Below are 16,033 nucleotides of genomic sequence, written 5' to 3'. Positions count from 1 at the left end.
ACTTCATTAAGATTTAAGTTAGGTGTTTACCTAGGGTATATAGCATGAGTTATTTACATTATCGTATGGTAAATGGGTTAAAAATGTTCCATCCTGATCAGTAAAATTAAAATAAATGGCACCATGTTGATCTGTTCTAAACACTGTACTTGATTGACACAACTTTTCGATCACATCCGTATTTGGATGTTGATACCTGTTATCTCTACCTACTGAGATTAAACTAATTGTCGGAGTTATCTTTTGAAGAAATTCTGTCGATGTAGATGTCTTACTACCATGATGGGCAACTTTTAGAATATCTATATCTAACTCTGGATAGTTCTGAATTAAGGCTTTCTCTTCTTTTTCTGTAATATCTCCTGTAAATAACCATTTAAATCCACCTAATTCCGTATACATAACAAGTGAATTAGCATTGGTTTCTTTCAAATCCATTTTGGGATGCAATACATGTAAGCTCCAATCGCCTATTTGAATACGATCATTTTGCTTCATTTGCTTGTGCTTAAACTGTGTATTTATTTCTTTGTATTGATTTGTAATTGTTTCAGAAAAAAATGGCGAGGTAAAAATATAATCTACAGTATAATCCGCTAATAGATATTCCACACTCCCAATATGATCTAAGTCGGCATGAGATAAAAAAAGACCATTTATGTGCGTAATTCCTTTAGATTGAAGAAATGGATGTATAATTTGTTTGTATGTTTTATCAGATGCTCTTGAGTAATCATAGTTCATCTTTCCTGCTAAGTCTATTAAATAGACGCCTTTTCTATATGGTAGCTCGATAACAATCGCATCTCCCTGACCAATGTCTAACATCGTAACAGTTCCCTTATCTTGAATATATGGAAGAAAGCCTTGTACCATTAAAAAGAGTACAAGTATATTCCCAAGGACAAACGTTTTTTTATATTTTTTTTGTTCAAAATAGATAAAGAAAAGAAGTAGACAACTATAGAATAAAATAATAAGTAACGTATGTAATTTTCCTACTGTCCATATCATTGAAATATGTTGATCCAAAAAAAGTAATATAGTTAAAAAATATTCATGAACAAAGTGAAATACATTAGAGAATAGGTGTAACATAGTCGGAGAAATGCTTACAAATAGGATTAATAATAAAAAAGGCAGGACAAAGAATGAAAAGTATGGTATGACGAACAGATTCATTACAACAGATAATGGTTGAAATTGGTAAAAAGCATTCAATTGAATCGGCAAAATAATAAACATACTCAACAAACTGATTTTTAATCCTGTAAAAATCCCCCACTCATTATGAATGACGATTCTCTTTGATAACAAAATCGCATATGTAACAAAAAAACTAAATTGAAAGCCAAGTTGGTATATAATATATAGATCAATACAAACAAGAAGTAGAAAAACAATACTAAGCAAACTAATTGTCGGTAGTCTAATCTTCCATTTTCTTATAAGAATAAGAAGAATCGCTAAAATAGACGCTCTCCATACAGATGGTTGTGACCCTGCTATAATTGGGTATATTGGTAAGAAGCATAATAAAAGAAAATGTACCCGTTCAACAGTCATTTTTACAATATATAAAAATACAAAATAAAACATCATTAATAACAAGCCGATATGTAATCCTGAAATAGCAAGTAAATGAGTTAACCCCCATTCTTGAAATACTTCCGTAGTTTCTTGGTCCAAATATTTACGGTTTCCAAAAATCATCGCTTCTATCCATGCTAATGTAAAATCATCAACGTATCGATCTATATGGTTGATTACATATCCTTTAAGATCAAATAAATATTGAACAATCCCTTGCCCTTCACAATGGAGTAGTTCTTCTATATTGTATTGACCTGCTAACCCTTTTTTACTCAAGTATTCATCATAAGTAAACTCACCTGTATTGGTTGCGTGTAATGCTGAACTAATTTCTCCTTTTAGTACACATGTTGCACCAACTTTGTATATAGCTAACTCCTCTTCTTCTGACGAGACAAAATGGTAAAATTGAATAGGTTCTTGATTAAACTGAGGTGATGTACCAATAAAAGAAGTATAATGATTTGTTGCTACTACTGATGATTGTATATATACTTCTATCTGGTCATTGGGGGTATTGTCTGTTTGGAGTAATGGAGAAGGATGAGGAATAATTAAAAAACTAATTAAATGGACTGAAAAAATGATAACACATGTCGTTATTTTCACTTGCAACTTTAGCTTGCATACCAATAAAATGAATAGTAACACTATACTAAAGATAGGGTTTTTGTAGGAAATATGGAAGAATGCGAGTAGATAACTGATGACTAACCAATGATAAGGAAAGGAATACATAAACACCTCCATGTTACACAACAGGCTAATACTGTTGCATAACATTCATTTCTTTCAGTATAAGATTGTATTTCTTATGGTATTAATTGTATCGACTGTTGATCTAACTCTACTTTTTCGACATGAATGGATGCCTCTTCAAACAAAGTGATTGCATATGGATGGTTTTTATAATCTGCTGCATAATAAACTGTCTTAATTCCACTTTGAATAATCGCTTTACAACAGTTCAAACAAGGAAAATGTGTTACATATATTTCTGCTCCTTCTGTAGAAGCACCAAATTTAGCACATTGTAATATTGCATTCATTTCTGCATGCACTGTACGTACACAATGACCATCTATTACATAACATCCGTCATCAATGCAATGTACACTTCCTGACACACTTCCATTATATCCTCCAGCAATAATTCGTTTATCACGTACAATTGTTGCACCTACCATAAGCCGTTCACAAGTACTTCGTAATGCTAACAAGTGACTTTGGGCCATAAAATATTGATGCCATGAAATCCTTTCCATCTCGTTTTCCCCTTTTCTATATGTAATAACTGTTATGAGATTAGTGTATCGATAGAACAAATTAACGTCAATAGTTTGATTAAGGAATTTGGACTTGTTCACTTATTCGTTCGACAGTTTTCTCACCAATTCCACTTACATTAGACAAATCCTCTAACTGTTTAAAATCTCCATTTGTTTCTCTATACTCTATAATTGCATTTGCCTTTGCTTCACCAATACCTGATATCTCCATTAATTCTTCTTTTGTTGCTTTGTTAATTCTAATCTTCCCATCAGATGTTTTACCTGCATTCATTTGCGGTATCTCCCCTACTTCATTAACTTGTGCAACAATAATAACCATTTCATCATATACTTTTTCAGCTAAATTAATGGAATTAGAATCTGCTTCATCTGTTAATCCACCAGCTTTTTTAATCACATCTTCAATTCTTTCACCAGCCTCAATTCGATATACACCTGGAAACTTCACCTCCCCTTTCACATCTACCATCTCTATATGTAGTTCGGTATCAATGTCTTCCTCAAGATATTCGTCATTACTTTCATTTGATGCTTCAATCAATAAAGGATCATGTGCATTTTTATCTATATTTTTTGGTGTAGGATTGATAATCATCCATACAACAAAGCAAAAAATAAACAATATTATATACCAATTTTTTCTTAGCCATGACATAAAATTATTCCTTTCTCATAAAATGATATAGTTATTCATACGTTTAATTAAAGAATATATAAATAAGGAGGCGAAGAAATGAAATGTGGAATAATTGGTACAGGCAACATGGGGCAAGTATTAATTCATGCCTTTATTCAATCACACCTTCTAGTAGAAGAAGAACTTCATATTCATAATCGATCTCAAGATAAAGCTTTTCATATAAAAGAAAATTATCCCTTCATTCATGTAGAACAATCTATTGAAGAAGTAATCAATAAAACGGATATTATTTTCCTTTGTGTAAAGCCCAAACAAATGATTCCAATCCTTAAAAAAATGAATAAAAAGTTAACATCTAATCAATTACTTGTTTCCATTACAAGTGCATTGTCCGTACCCGAAATTGAATCACTTGTAGATTGCCAAGTTGCGCGAATGATTCCTAGTATAACGAATCAAGCCTTAGCTGGAGTTACTCTCATTACATTTGGTACATCTATTGACAATGAAAGAAAAGAAATATTATTAAAAAGTGCACGATATTTCTCAGAGCCTGTCATCATAGAAGAGGAAATCATACGAATCTCTTCAGATATGGTATCGTGTGGTCCTGCCTTTTTTTCTTATTTTGCACAAAAATACATTCAAGCAGCATCAGAATCTACAGCTATTTCAACTCAACATGCTACATTATTAATAGAAAAAATGTTAATTGGATTAGGTACTTTATTACAGCAAGGACATTTTACATTGGAGGAACTAATTGAAAAAGTGACAGTGGCTGGAGGAATAACAGGTGTTGGCATTGAAAGTCTTGAAAAAAATCAAAAACAGCTATTCTATGATTTAATTGATAAAACACATGAGAAATTTTATCAAGAAAAGAAACACCTTACTGATGCGATACAAAAGCATGATTAATCAAATTATAACTTTATATGATAAACACTCAAATCTTAGTATGACTGTTTTATTTAGAGAAATCGTTGAAATAATATGGATTTTCCATTGTTTAAATTGGTATTTAAACAAAATTTCAATGCAAATATTTAAATTTAAAAAAGTGACTTGTTTGTATTACTCAAAACAAGTCACTTTTTATATTTTATTTTACTTTGAAATGTCCCACTACCTGTTTTAGCTGTTGAGCCAATTTAGACAGTGTTGTCGAGCTACCTGAAACTTCTTCCATTGATGAACTCGTCTCTTCTACTGAAGCTGTCGTTTCTTCTATTCCAGCAGCAGATTGTTCAGAAATTGACGCAATCTCTTCTACAGATTTATTCATATCATCACTCTGTTCAAAGATTGTTGCTAAATTCTCTGAAATTAACTTCACATCTGTGAGCATTTGGTTTAATCCACTATTTATTTGCTCAAATTTCTCACCAGTTGTGGCTACTTGTTCCATTCCTCTTTCCACTTCTTTATATCCTGTTTCTAAAGAACTTGTTACATTAGAGGTTTCTGTTTGAATAGATGCAACAATACTAGTAATATCATTTACTGAATTCGACACTTGCTCAGCTAATTTACGCACTTCATCTGCAACAACTGCAAATCCTTTACCATGTTCACCAGCTCTTGCTGCTTCAATTGCAGCATTTAAAGCTAATAAATTCGTCTGTTCAGATACATCCTTTATTACATTTACTAATTGAGTAATTTGTTTCGACTGATCATTTAAACCCTTCACTTGACTTACCGCATTATTTACTACAGTATAAATTCGCTCCATTTGATTAATCGAATCATGCATGGATTGATTTCCTTCAGTTGTCCAGTCCATCATATTTGTAGATGTCTCTCGTACACGATTCCCACTATTATTTGCTGTCTGAATATTATCTGATAACATAGTCATTGCGTTAGCTAAATCACTTGTTGTGTTAGCTTGAGTCTCTGCACCTGTTGATAATTCTTCCATTGTAGCTGCAACTTGAGTACTTGCTTCTGTCACTTCATGAGAAGAACGCGATAAATCTTCACTGTGACTATGTACCGTATTAGAAACAGTATTAATTTCTGTAACGATTGTACAAAGACTTTCTTGCATATCATTTGTTGCATGAATTAAATGCGCAATCTCATCTTTCGCTTTCGTTACTAATGGTGCCCCACGAAGTTCGCCTGCTTTAATTTCATTCATTCGATTGCGTAGTTGTAGGACTGGTTTTGATATGGAATTCGCTAATTTAATTGCAATAATGATTCCTATTATTAGAACGATAACTACAACTATCAACATGAAATATCGAGAAATATCTAATATCATATCAATATTCTTTGCACCTGAATTCACTGCATCTTCTCTCGTCTTAATTAATTCCTTTAAATTATTACTAATAGATGTTGCTTTAGGTTCTGCTACATTTTGTAAGTAAGTTCTTGCATTTAATTCGTCACCTTGATCATATGCTTCAAATACATTTTCTAAAACACCATCTCGCCAATTTATACTATCTTCGACAATATTTGCAAGTTCATCTGAATGTTCTATTGACAAGCTGCTCTCTTGTATTTTTTGACTTTCTTCAGTTAAATTCATAAATAATTCCTTATAATATGGATCACCATATAATACATATGCTCGGGCTAAACCTATTCGATCTGTTATATTTACATGTAATCTTTCATCAGCAATAAGTAACGGAATCTCCGTTTCTGACATTGCATCCGTACTTTTTTCTAATGTTAACATAGAAGTAAAATTACTTAGACCACTTAAGAATATTAAAAAAATTAAAATAAGAAAAGCAGTCATGATTTTCTTTCTTAATGAATTAAAACCTTTAAATTTCTTCATTGTCTTTCCCTCAATTCTGCCAATTTCTAACTATTATATTGTCATGCTACCTATTATTATCGGCATTCTTAGTCAATTTGTTAGTTGATTTGAAGGAAAAGTTATTTATTCTTAGATAAGTAGTACTATTTTGTTGCAATTTAATTAGAAAAATAGTAATAATTACAAAAAGGAGTAGTGATTTTATGAACTATTTAAAAACAGAAGCAGAGGTGGATCGCTTCATTCAACAACACGCACTTTCATTTATTTATATATCTAAAGAAAATTGTTCTGTCTGCGAAAGCTTGTATCCTCAAATAATGGAAGTATTGCAGGATTATGAGAAAATAAACACTGCCAAAATAGTAGTGGACGAATTACCTAGTATTGCTAGTAAATTCGAAATTTTAACAGCGCCTGTGTTGCTTTTGTTTATTGAGGGAAAAGAGTATTTACGACATGCACGCATTGTCCCTATTGATTTGTTTCGAGATAAGATTAATGAATTATATCATTTATATTATGAATAATATGCAGTGAAAAAGAGATCTAACTTTACATGAGTAAGATCTCTTCTTAACTTTAATTATTTATATTAAATGTTTCTTGAATTTTATTAAACCATTTTGCAAATATTCCATCTTCCACAATGTCTACTTCATGCAATTCATTCGTAAAAACATAATAGTTGTTTTTACCATTATTTTTCGCATGATACATCGCTTTATCTGCATTTTGAATTAATGTTTCTTTATCCTCACCGTGCTCAGGATACATACTTATCCCAATACTTACAGAAACAAACACTTCATGACCATCGATAATAAACGAAGCAGAGACATTATTTATAATACGTTTTGCAATATTTTCAATCTCTTCTTGACTCGTTTCTTCGAATACAACAATAAACTCATCGCCGCCTATTCTCGCAATCATATCTTCTTCCCGAGTAGAAGTATTTAATCTACTCGTAACTTCTTTCAATAGCATATCTCCAGCATCATGACCTAAATTATCATTTACTTGTTTAAAATCATCTAAATCAATAAACATCAATGTAAAATTATGGTTGTGTCTCTTTGAACGAGCTAACCCTTTCTTTATATGTCGATCTAACATCTTTCGATTAGGTAGGTCTGTTAAATCATCAAAATAAGCCATATGTCTAAGCTGTATTTCTAATTCTTTTTGTTTTGTAATATCAATAAATTGACCATTTATTTTTATCATTTTTCCATCTTTATTCGTTACTGGTTTCGATACTTTCTTTATCCATTTCTCACCATCTATCGGGTGAATCACACGAAAATCCACTTCGATTTTATTCCCAGAAAAAAGTAATTCATCTGACTTTTGAAGTTTTTTCTGATCCTTTTCATGTACAAGTGTTGTCCATAACCTACCATTATTATTAAATTGATTTTGGGTATAACCGAATAATGACTCTACTCCTATAGAATAATATGTTCGATCATTCTTTAAATCATAAATATATAATGTCGCATGATCAAATGAATTAAAAAATTGATCAAATTCTTCTAATTGTTTCTCAATAAGCGTGTTCTTCATTTTTAAATCATTTACTTTTTTTAAAAGCTTAACAATCATTTCTTTTTTGGTATCATACTCAATTCCTAATACAAAAGATATAAGCACAATAAGTGTTAATAAAATAATCGGAATTACTTGTAATTGGTCGATAAATAGATAAAGATACATGAGAATAGTAAGTACTAATAATAAACTAACACTTGATAACATAACACCGATTAATTTCCTCATTGCATGATACCTTCTTTCATTCGTTCTATAATGTAGCAATAGTTTACTACAATTATAATGCACTGTAAATCTATTTTTCGACAAAAATATACAAAAAAAGTAGCGCAACAATTTGTGCTACTTTTTTTGGATTTATTCATGCAATTGATCTACAGTAACAGAGATTTTTTTCATTGGATTACTTAAAGGATGGATTGTAGCAAGCCCTTGATCTCTATCCACATGTTCGATATATACTTGTTCTCCATTACATGTTACCTGACACATTGATGATTGCTCTAAAATTTCTTGTGCTCGATTTGCATCCATTATTTTATTTCTCCTTTTAGAAAATTAGTTTTTCTTGCAACATTAGTTTGACCAATAAGCCATATTAAATTTATGTTATACTTAATAAAATTAGGTTTTTGGAGGGATTATATGTCAACAAAAGGTTGTGTGAAATGTGGTAGTACAAATGCAAAACAAAAAGAAGTTGCAATGACAGGAACAGGATTGTCAAAAATGTTTGATATCCAACATAATCAATTTATCGTTATTTATTGTGCGGATTGCGGTTACGCGGAGTTCTATAACAAAAAAGCCTCAAACGGTTCAAATATATTAGATTTATTTTTTGGATGATACAAAAGCTTTAGCACCCGTTTAGAAACGTAGAGACTGGAACGCATCAACTGAAATAAAGGAATCACGATGAGCTTGCGAATCGATGATGACTTATACTCACCAGTACAAGTGCGACTAAACCTCATGTATCCACATGAGGTAAGTCTTCTATGTTGATCGTTGATTCGTGAAGTCTCCTAGTTTCTGGGTGCTCAAGCTGGATGATACTAAAGCTTTAGTACCCGTTTAGAAACGTAGAGACTGGAACGCATCAACTGAAATAAAGGAATCACGATGAGCTTGCGAATCGATGATGACTTATTGATCGTTGATTCGTGAAGTCTCCTAGTTTCTGGGTGCTCAAGCTGGATGATACAAAAGCTTTAGTACCCATTTAGAAACGTTGAGACCCGATTACATGTAATCGGGTCTCTACTCTTCACTTGTATCTTCTAATAAAGGTGTTTCTATTATTAATTGAAGATCTTTTAAACCATAATGAACATCCTCTAATAACTTCATGTCTTTTCGAATAGAAATAACGGAACTTCTCAATTGTGCTAATTCTTTTTGCAACATCTCTTGATATTTACGATGTTGCGCTTGCCATTTGTTTAAATCCACCAATTTCTTCTCTAAATCTGTAATTCGTTGTTGTTCAGTTTCTTTAAAAACTATCTTGCTACTCAATAAATCTTCTACCATCTCTTCAAGATAATAATTTGCTTTTTTCTCTTCTGCCTGTATTTGAATCGCCACACTCATATTTGTCAGAACAGAGCCCACTTTGTGAAATAATTTATTTTTGGTCGATAACGCTTGTTTCATGCGATATAGTTTACTGATTTTTGTTCTTATGGATAAGTATTCTTTCTTGTTTAAATCGAATGATGAATTCACGTCTAAATCCTCTAATTCAGCAAATTTTAACAAACTGGCCAATGTTTTCTTTTCTAGTTCCAATTGCTTCTTTGTTCGTGCGATTTGTTTATTAATTTCGCTAATGATTGCTTCATTCTCTTCGAAATCATGTAATACACCACTACGCTCAATTTCTATTTCATGGAGCTGTTCTGCTAAACTCTTGTATTCACCAAACCTTTTTTGCCATTCTTGAATAAAGGAATCTATGGCAGTATTTCTTTTATCCTCATATTGCTGAAGTAGCGGGACTACAAGAGCCATCAAAAATCTCTTTTGGATGATTCTTTTTGAAAAAAGAGATGGTATTACATTGTTTAACTGCAAGTGTTTTTGTAAAAAATGATTTGATGAAATAAATTCAATTGTAATGGTTTCAGTTTCGGGTTTCATTCGTTTAAAAACAGTAGTATAGTGTTGTAAATAACCATCCCAACGTTTCGTTAAATCTGTTCTGCTTCTTAATGATTTATCATCTTTCCAAGCAAAATTATAAATACTTTGTAGTATGTGTTTTGCTTGCTGATAGATGTTCTCTTCTATTTGATAATCTAATCCCTTAAGCTTAAAAATCCTTGTTATTTCAAGAAATATATCCATTTGTAGCATTACGTCACTTTTAGACAATTCGCTTACTTTCTTTTCTATATATGTATGTAAAGAAACCTTCTTGTCTTTTAATAAATAGCTATTATCTAAAAATAATAGTGTATATATCATTCTTAATTCTCTTCCTTGCAACCCTAACAACTGATTGATAAAATGTCTCTCCAACCCAATCACCCCTATGATGTCATGAGATTATTATACTCCAATTCATGTGATTGTATAGTCTTACATCTCAATTTTTATATATAACATCGTATTGTATTTGTAAGTTAATGATGTTACGTTTATCAGAGTGATAATATAAGGTTACTTAACTGTAAGATAGGGGTGACATCATGACTATACGCGCATTTCTATTTGCCTCACTAACTGTCTCAATATGGGGTTCCACATTTGCAGCTATTCGTATCAGCTTACACGGTGGATATGAGCCTGGTCATCTTGTTTTAATGAGATATATTATCGCATCATTGCTCTTTATCGTGTATGCATTATGGCCAACTACGAACTTCCGACTGCCTTATTTAAAAGATATTCTTTATTTATTACTACTAAGTTTCATAGGTATTTCTATATACCATATTGGAGTAACATTCGGTGAAGTAAGTGTTTCTGCTGGAACTGCTGGTATGATCATTGGCTCTGTACCAATATTCACAACATTTTTTGCTATGTTATTTTTGAAAGAACGGATTTCTATCTATGGTTGGATCGGTCTTATTATTGGTTTTATCGGCTTAATAATTATATCATTAGGTTCAAACAGTGGCGCATTTCACTTCAATAAAGGCACAATTTTTATTTTCATCTCTGCAATTGCTGCAGCATTCTTTACTGTATTCCAAAAACCTTTATTGAAAAGATACAAACCTATCGAATTTACTGCATACGTTACATGGATTGGTACAATTCCTTTTTTCTTATTTGTAGACGGAATTACAACAATTAGTCATGCGACAATGGATGCACATCTAGCGACTATTTATGTAGGCATCTTTCCTGCTGCGATTGCATATGTAACATGGGCGATTGCATTATCTTACGGGAATGCAAGTACCATTTCTACATTTCTTTATGTAGAACCTTTTATTGCAGTAATTGTGGCTTGGTTATTATTAAAAGAACTACCAAGTCTAATATCAATCATCGGAGGATGTATCGTTATAGTAGGTTTAATAATAGGACAATATAAGGGGAAAAAGAATAAGCGTGTGCGTTTACCTAAAGCAAGTTAAAAGAAATTGAGACAAAAGCATTCTTTAATTAAAAAATCCAAACGATTCGAAAACTATTTACCGAATCGTTTGGATTTTATGCTAGAACAATACGTATGTCCCAGCTTCTCTTCCACAAGCATATATGAATAATTAATTCCAAATTTCTTTAGATAATTCTACAATGTAACGAAGCTTATTCCATTGTTCTTCTTCTGTTAGTTTATTTCCATGGTGTGTTGATGCAAAGCCACATTGAGGACTTAGGCATAATTGTTCTAAAGGGACATATTTTGTTGCTTCTTCTACACGTTTCTTAATCAATTCTTTATCTTCAAGTTCACCTTTTTTAGATGTAACTAATCCTAATACGACATGTGCTCCTCCATTTGGTATATAGTCTAATGGACCAAAGTCACCTGAACGATCGTCATCATACTCTAAGAAAAATCCGTTTACTTTTTCCTTCGCAAATAATGTAGGTGCAATTAGTGCATAGCTACCAGAGAAAGCCCAATTAGATCGATAATTCCCTCGACATAAATGTGTTGTAACAGTTAAATCATCTGGCTTCGTCTCTAAAACACCATTCACTACACGTAATGCTAAATCAATTAAGTAGTCACGAGAAAATTCACCATCATTAAACGGAATATCTGGAGATGAAAGTCCTGCAATATAGACATCATCGAATTGAATGTAACGACATCCCGCATCATAAAAGGCTTGTATCGCATCCTGATATGCTTTAATAATATCATTCGCATAATCTTCCACATTTGGATAGATTGCTACGTCTCTTATGCCTTCATTAAAAAGTTGGTTTGGACTAGGGATTGTTTGTTTCGCCACAGCTCTCCCGTCCACAATTGCATGGAATTCTTTATAATCTTGGATAAATGGATGATCTGCACTAAATGAGATTTTTCCCGTATTTCTTATATTATATTTTTCTGTTTCTTCTTCACCATTAAAAATATAACCAACTTCTGGTACATATCCTTCTACTCCATTTAAATGTTCAAGAAAATCTGTATGCCAAAATCTTCTACGAAATTCTCCATCTGTCACAAGCTCTAATCCTACTTCTATTTGTTTATCCACAATACGGGCAATCTCTTCATTTTCAATCTCATGAAGCTGTTGGTATGTAATCTGACCTGCTTGAAAATTTTTTCTTGCTTCTAATAATCTGTCTGGTCTTAGTAAACTTCCTACATGGTCTGCTTTGAATGGTGCTGTAATTGTTTTTGTTGTCATTTCTAATCCCCTTTTCTGTCCTTATCCAGTTTTGTAAGTGAAGGATTGTTTCTGTTTTAATCATATAAAAAAGACCTTCTAAGAAGAAGGCCTTTATATAAACAAAGTCAATCTTCTTATCTTTAAGACTACATGCAGTCTTTTGGAAGTAGCACCGGGTCATATCGACTGGTTGCTGAGACATCTTAGGGCCAAATCCCTCCGCCTCTCTGGATAAGAAACTTATGATTTAATTTTAATTACAATAAAACTACTATAACTTACTAGTTAAAAGAATGCAAGTCTAATTTTCAGAAAAATCAACAAACTTCCATAACCTCTGAAATAACCTTATTCTTACCTGTACGCTTTGCGTTGTATAACATTGCATCAGCTTGATGGAAGAAATCTACTTTCGTGATACTTTTATCTAATTCTTTCAGTCCAACACTAACTGTCACATAACCATTTAATTCTTCATGATAACATTCAGCAATTTGTTGTCTTAAATGATCAATTCTGTTATAAGCAGTAGAAAGATCTTTATTTGTTAATAAAACAGCAAATTCTTCTCCACCATAGCGAGCGGCAATATCATCTTCTGTAATATGCTCTGATATAATTGTCGCAACCCTTCTTAACACAATATCGCCAATACTATGACCGAATGTATCGTTGATAGATTTGAAATTATCAATGTCGATTATTGCTAATTGTAGTGGCATACCTTGTTTTATACTTTGATCATATAAAAAGTCTAAATATTGATGAAATGTTTTATGATTATATAAATTTGTAAGAGCATCTACTTTAGTTAAACGATCCATGATTGCATTTTTTACAATTAATTCTTTCTCTTTCTCATCTGCCTTTTGTATAAATGTCATTACTTCATTACCGCGCTCTAGCACTAATAAGTAAACACGGTAACCAGCCCATAGTACGAACATATATGAAACATATTCGTATACGGTTACAGCACTTCTTACCTCTGGAAATATATACACACATGTTAATGCCAACATATTTATGAATAGACTGAAACGCAATTTATCTTCATCAAAATAAATCACAATAACAGACATCGTTAGAAGAAACAATACTTGTAAACCTGGTACATTTGGATGGCTAGAAACAGTCACAAATGCTGCAAGTGATCCGATAATTGTTATCATCTTCGTATTATAGTAATTTTTGTATCTTACTAGATAGGACAAGATGGACAGAATAATTACTTGAATCGATGTCGGGAGTATAAGTTTTTCTAAGATAAATCTCATAATGCTATCAGGAAAATAATAAAGCGTAATAAAAAAACTAATAAATTGTCCTAAAAAAGCCATGAATACCATAATCCAATATATTTGGATTATTTTTTCTGACCAAATTTTTTCGTTAATATGTAGACCATTATGTAATGACACGATTTTCACCTTCAATGAAGTAGAATGATTGAACAGGTAAATTATGGCTATACCATTTAACCTATTAATTTAGATAAAAAAAGGAAATATTACAAACCAAAGATTACCTACTATCTCATTGTATGGTATAAAATAAAAAAAGAAAAGAACAATTGTAAAAATTTATAAATCTATTTTATAGATAAATATACCTGTAAGCTAATACTATTTACCCTTATCTATAAATAAAGCAAAGTAAATGCTGCGATTACCAGTATTTACTTTGCTTCAATACTATTTATTATTTAATTTTTTTATATCGAAAATAATCTATGTCTACATGACCACCAATTACTTCTGTTGCATAGTTGAATATCCCTATTCGATATCCCATAAAATGATCTAATGTATACTTCATCTGCAAAATATCTCCGATGTTGTTCCACTCAACTTCATTATCAGACCAATAAAATGTAGCTTGATCGATACTATCCTCATACTGAAAACGAATTTTCAAATAAAGGATAGGTGTAGCGAATTCCTTCCTATCAATAATCACTTCATTCTGATTCTGCTTTGATTTAGTCATCTGGATTTCAAAGTGATTTTCATCCATTTTTTTTATTCCTACTGTTCCAAAATTACTCTGCAAGGCGATTAATCCAGCAACATCACCTATTTGCATATTCGTGCAATCTATCTTTATCCTTGCTTCACAAGTTGGGCCTTCTGTACGTTGCGTTAATGTATTTGGTGCTTCAAGCACATTTTCAACCACTCTACTTGTACGTAATCGTAAATGATCATTTCGTTCTGTTAATGACCAACATTCATTCATCGGATTATGATTCCATTGCCACTGTAAAGAGAGCGCATTATCTGTATAATGAAATTCATCACTAATTACTATAGGAGATGTTATAGCATTTGGTAATTGTAATTCTATCTGTTCTGGTGTTTTACCGTCCACACCAATCATTGGCCAATTGTCTTTCCATTGTACAGGTAAAATATATGGAATTCGTCCTACTGCATCATGGTCTTGAAAAAGCATTGCATACCAATCCCCTGCTTGTGTATCAAAAATCGCACCTTGTGCAATACCTTTATTCTTATAACCAAAATCATCATCAAAAATAATTTTTCTTTCATATTTACCCAAAAGTGACTTCGAACGATAACATATTTGTCTACGTCGTTCATTTCCATTTGTTGGCCATTCAATAAACAATAAATAATAGTAACCATTTATATAGTATGCATGACACCCTTCACATCTTAAGCCAATATTATCAGTTGGTGTTTGTAATAAAATCTGATTAATACCAGACTCTTTTAGCTGAGTCACATCTTCTGTCAATTCTACAATTTTTATGTCTCCACATCCATAAATCACAAAAACTCTTCCACCATCAAATAGTAATGCAGGGTCATGATATATCCCATCAATTTCAGAACGTTTCCATTCACCCTTTTCAATATCATCTGTCTGGTAGATATAGAACTTTTTCATATCATTACTTGAAAAACATACATAATATGTATCATTCTCATAACGCAAACTAGCTGCCCAAGATCCTTGTCCATAAATTCCCTTTTTTTCTATCAAATAATGTTCCTGGTTATCCTCTAGCTTGTCAAAAACATAGGAAACAATTTCCCAATCTCTTAAGTTGACAGACTTCATAATCGGACAACCTGGCATTGTATGCATACTTGTACTGATCATATAAAACATGTCATTTACTCTTATTACGTCTACATCAGGTATATCCGTCCAGTATAATGGGTTTGTAAGTGTGATAGGAGTCACATTAGATTCCTCATTTCTTTTATTATTATAATGTAATCACTTACATTATAAATGTATACGTACATATTAGCAATTACATTTCTTCAAAGTATTCAATAATGTAACTAATTAAATAGCGTTATGAATAGAAATA

Annotated in this window: 13 protein-coding genes, 1 pseudogene and 1 riboswitch; of the genes and pseudogenes, 4 read left to right on the top strand and 10 right to left on the bottom strand. The window is 31.8% G+C overall.

The genetic code is table 11. The annotated features are described in order from the left end of the window. Window positions 1–30: 30 nt before the first annotated feature. The 3 genes and pseudogenes from ACFOZ1_RS11730 to ACFOZ1_RS11720 form a co-directional block, all read right to left on the bottom strand. The gene (locus tag ACFOZ1_RS11730; protein ID WP_390199499.1) at window positions 31–2,331 is read right to left on the bottom strand and encodes a DNA internalization-related competence protein ComEC/Rec2; all 2,301 of its coding nucleotides are present in this window, start codon (window positions 2,329–2,331) and stop codon (window positions 31–33) included. 83 nt (window positions 2,332–2,414) lie between these two features. After that, window positions 2,415–2,858 (bottom strand): annotated as a pseudogene (locus tag ACFOZ1_RS11725) (ComE operon protein 2); the annotation flags it as partial. A gap of 79 nt (window positions 2,859–2,937) precedes the next feature. Beyond that, window positions 2,938–3,540 (bottom strand): helix-hairpin-helix domain-containing protein, encoded by a 603-nt coding sequence (locus ACFOZ1_RS11720; protein ID WP_390199497.1) that lies wholly within the window; start codon window positions 3,538–3,540, stop codon window positions 2,938–2,940. Between the two features lie 78 nt (window positions 3,541–3,618). Between ACFOZ1_RS11720 and comER the strand changes: the two genes are divergently transcribed. Continuing rightward, on the top strand, window positions 3,619–4,446 hold the full coding sequence (gene comER / locus ACFOZ1_RS11715; RefSeq protein ID WP_390199495.1) for a late competence protein ComER: 828 nt from the start codon (window positions 3,619–3,621) through the stop codon (window positions 4,444–4,446). Window positions 4,447–4,630: 184 nt separating this feature from the next. On the opposite strand, the gene ACFOZ1_RS11710 is transcribed toward comER, so the two are convergent. After that, window positions 4,631–6,331, bottom strand: a complete 1,701-nt coding sequence (locus ACFOZ1_RS11710) for a methyl-accepting chemotaxis protein (protein ID WP_390199493.1) — start codon at window positions 6,329–6,331, stop codon at window positions 4,631–4,633. Between the two features lie 185 nt (window positions 6,332–6,516). Between ACFOZ1_RS11710 and ACFOZ1_RS11705 the strand changes: the two genes are divergently transcribed. Then, on the top strand, window positions 6,517–6,843 hold the full coding sequence (locus ACFOZ1_RS11705; RefSeq protein WP_390199492.1) for a thioredoxin family protein: 327 nt from the start codon (window positions 6,517–6,519) through the stop codon (window positions 6,841–6,843). Between the two features lie 52 nt (window positions 6,844–6,895). Here ACFOZ1_RS11705 and ACFOZ1_RS11700 read toward each other — a convergent pair whose 3' ends face one another. Both ACFOZ1_RS11700 and ACFOZ1_RS11695 read right to left on the bottom strand, forming a co-directional pair. Then, a complete protein-coding gene (locus tag ACFOZ1_RS11700) occupies window positions 6,896–8,095 on the bottom strand; it encodes a diguanylate cyclase domain-containing protein (protein ID WP_390199490.1) in 1,200 nt (399 codons plus the stop codon). 132 nt (window positions 8,096–8,227) lie between these two features. Beyond that, window positions 8,228–8,404 carry an H-type small acid-soluble spore protein gene (locus tag ACFOZ1_RS11695; RefSeq protein WP_390199488.1) on the bottom strand — a complete coding sequence of 59 codons (177 nt, stop codon included), beginning with the start codon at window positions 8,402–8,404 and terminating at the stop codon, window positions 8,228–8,230. 111 nt (window positions 8,405–8,515) lie between these two features. Here ACFOZ1_RS11695 and ACFOZ1_RS11690 point away from each other — a divergent pair, with 111 nt between their 5' ends. Continuing rightward, on the top strand, window positions 8,516–8,719 hold the full coding sequence (locus tag ACFOZ1_RS11690) for a zinc ribbon domain-containing protein (protein ID WP_390199486.1): 204 nt from the start codon (window positions 8,516–8,518) through the stop codon (window positions 8,717–8,719). A 414-nt stretch (window positions 8,720–9,133) separates the two neighbouring features. On the opposite strand, the gene ACFOZ1_RS11685 is transcribed toward ACFOZ1_RS11690, so the two are convergent. Continuing rightward, window positions 9,134–10,396 carry a hypothetical protein gene (locus ACFOZ1_RS11685; protein ID WP_390199485.1) on the bottom strand — a complete coding sequence of 421 codons (1,263 nt, stop codon included), beginning with the start codon at window positions 10,394–10,396 and terminating at the stop codon, window positions 9,134–9,136. A 170-nt stretch (window positions 10,397–10,566) separates the two neighbouring features. Here ACFOZ1_RS11685 and ACFOZ1_RS11680 point away from each other — a divergent pair, with 170 nt between their 5' ends. After that, complete coding sequence (locus ACFOZ1_RS11680) at window positions 10,567–11,466, top strand: DMT family transporter (RefSeq protein ID WP_390199483.1); 900 nt, start codon at window positions 10,567–10,569, stop codon at window positions 11,464–11,466. 132 nt (window positions 11,467–11,598) lie between these two features. Here the strand turns inward: ACFOZ1_RS11680 and ACFOZ1_RS11675 are convergent, their stop codons facing one another. The 3 genes from ACFOZ1_RS11675 to ACFOZ1_RS11665 form a co-directional block, all read right to left on the bottom strand. Further along, complete coding sequence (locus ACFOZ1_RS11675) at window positions 11,599–12,705, bottom strand: 5-methyltetrahydropteroyltriglutamate--homocysteine S-methyltransferase (protein ID WP_390199481.1); 1,107 nt, start codon at window positions 12,703–12,705, stop codon at window positions 11,599–11,601. A gap of 113 nt (window positions 12,706–12,818) precedes the next feature. After that, window positions 12,819–12,925, bottom strand: a riboswitch (SAM riboswitch). Window positions 12,926–13,004: 79 nt separating this feature from the next. Next, on the bottom strand, window positions 13,005–14,108 hold the full coding sequence (locus ACFOZ1_RS11670) for a GGDEF domain-containing protein (protein WP_390199480.1): 1,104 nt from the start codon (window positions 14,106–14,108) through the stop codon (window positions 13,005–13,007). A 280-nt stretch (window positions 14,109–14,388) separates the two neighbouring features. Further along, complete coding sequence (locus ACFOZ1_RS11665; protein WP_390199478.1) at window positions 14,389–15,900, bottom strand: glycoside hydrolase family 43 protein; 1,512 nt, start codon at window positions 15,898–15,900, stop codon at window positions 14,389–14,391. Window positions 15,901–16,033: the final 133 nt, after the last annotated feature.

Source organism: Gracilibacillus marinus (genome assembly GCF_042651725.1).
Taxonomy (GTDB): domain Bacteria; phylum Bacillota; class Bacilli; order Bacillales; family Amphibacillaceae; genus Gracilibacillus; species Gracilibacillus marinus.
This window is presented reverse-complemented; position numbering and strand designations above follow the sequence as displayed.

Bases quoted from the DNA above. Each gene is read 5' to 3' on its own strand.
- ACFOZ1_RS11710 (WP_390199493.1), bottom strand. From the start codon at position 6,331: ATGAAGAAATTTAAAGGTTTTAATTCATTAAGAAAGAAAATCATGACT.
- ACFOZ1_RS11705 (WP_390199492.1), top strand. From the start codon at position 6,517: ATGAACTATTTAAAAACAGAAGCAGAGGTGGATCGCTTCATTCAACAA.
- comER (WP_390199495.1), top strand. From the start codon at position 3,619: ATGAAATGTGGAATAATTGGTACAGGCAACATGGGGCAAGTATTAATT.
- ACFOZ1_RS11730 (WP_390199499.1), bottom strand. From the start codon at position 2,331: ATGTATTCCTTTCCTTATCATTGGTTAGTCATCAGTTATCTACTCGCA.
- ACFOZ1_RS11675 (WP_390199481.1), bottom strand. From the start codon at position 12,705: ATGACAACAAAAACAATTACAGCACCATTCAAAGCAGACCATGTAGGA.
- ACFOZ1_RS11700 (WP_390199490.1), bottom strand. From the start codon at position 8,095: ATGAGGAAATTAATCGGTGTTATGTTATCAAGTGTTAGTTTATTATTA.
- ACFOZ1_RS11680 (WP_390199483.1), top strand. From the start codon at position 10,567: ATGACTATACGCGCATTTCTATTTGCCTCACTAACTGTCTCAATATGG.
- ACFOZ1_RS11690 (WP_390199486.1), top strand. From the start codon at position 8,516: ATGTCAACAAAAGGTTGTGTGAAATGTGGTAGTACAAATGCAAAACAA.
- ACFOZ1_RS11695 (WP_390199488.1), bottom strand. From the start codon at position 8,404: ATGGATGCAAATCGAGCACAAGAAATTTTAGAGCAATCATCAATGTGT.
- ACFOZ1_RS11720 (WP_390199497.1), bottom strand. From the start codon at position 3,540: ATGTCATGGCTAAGAAAAAATTGGTATATAATATTGTTTATTTTTTGC.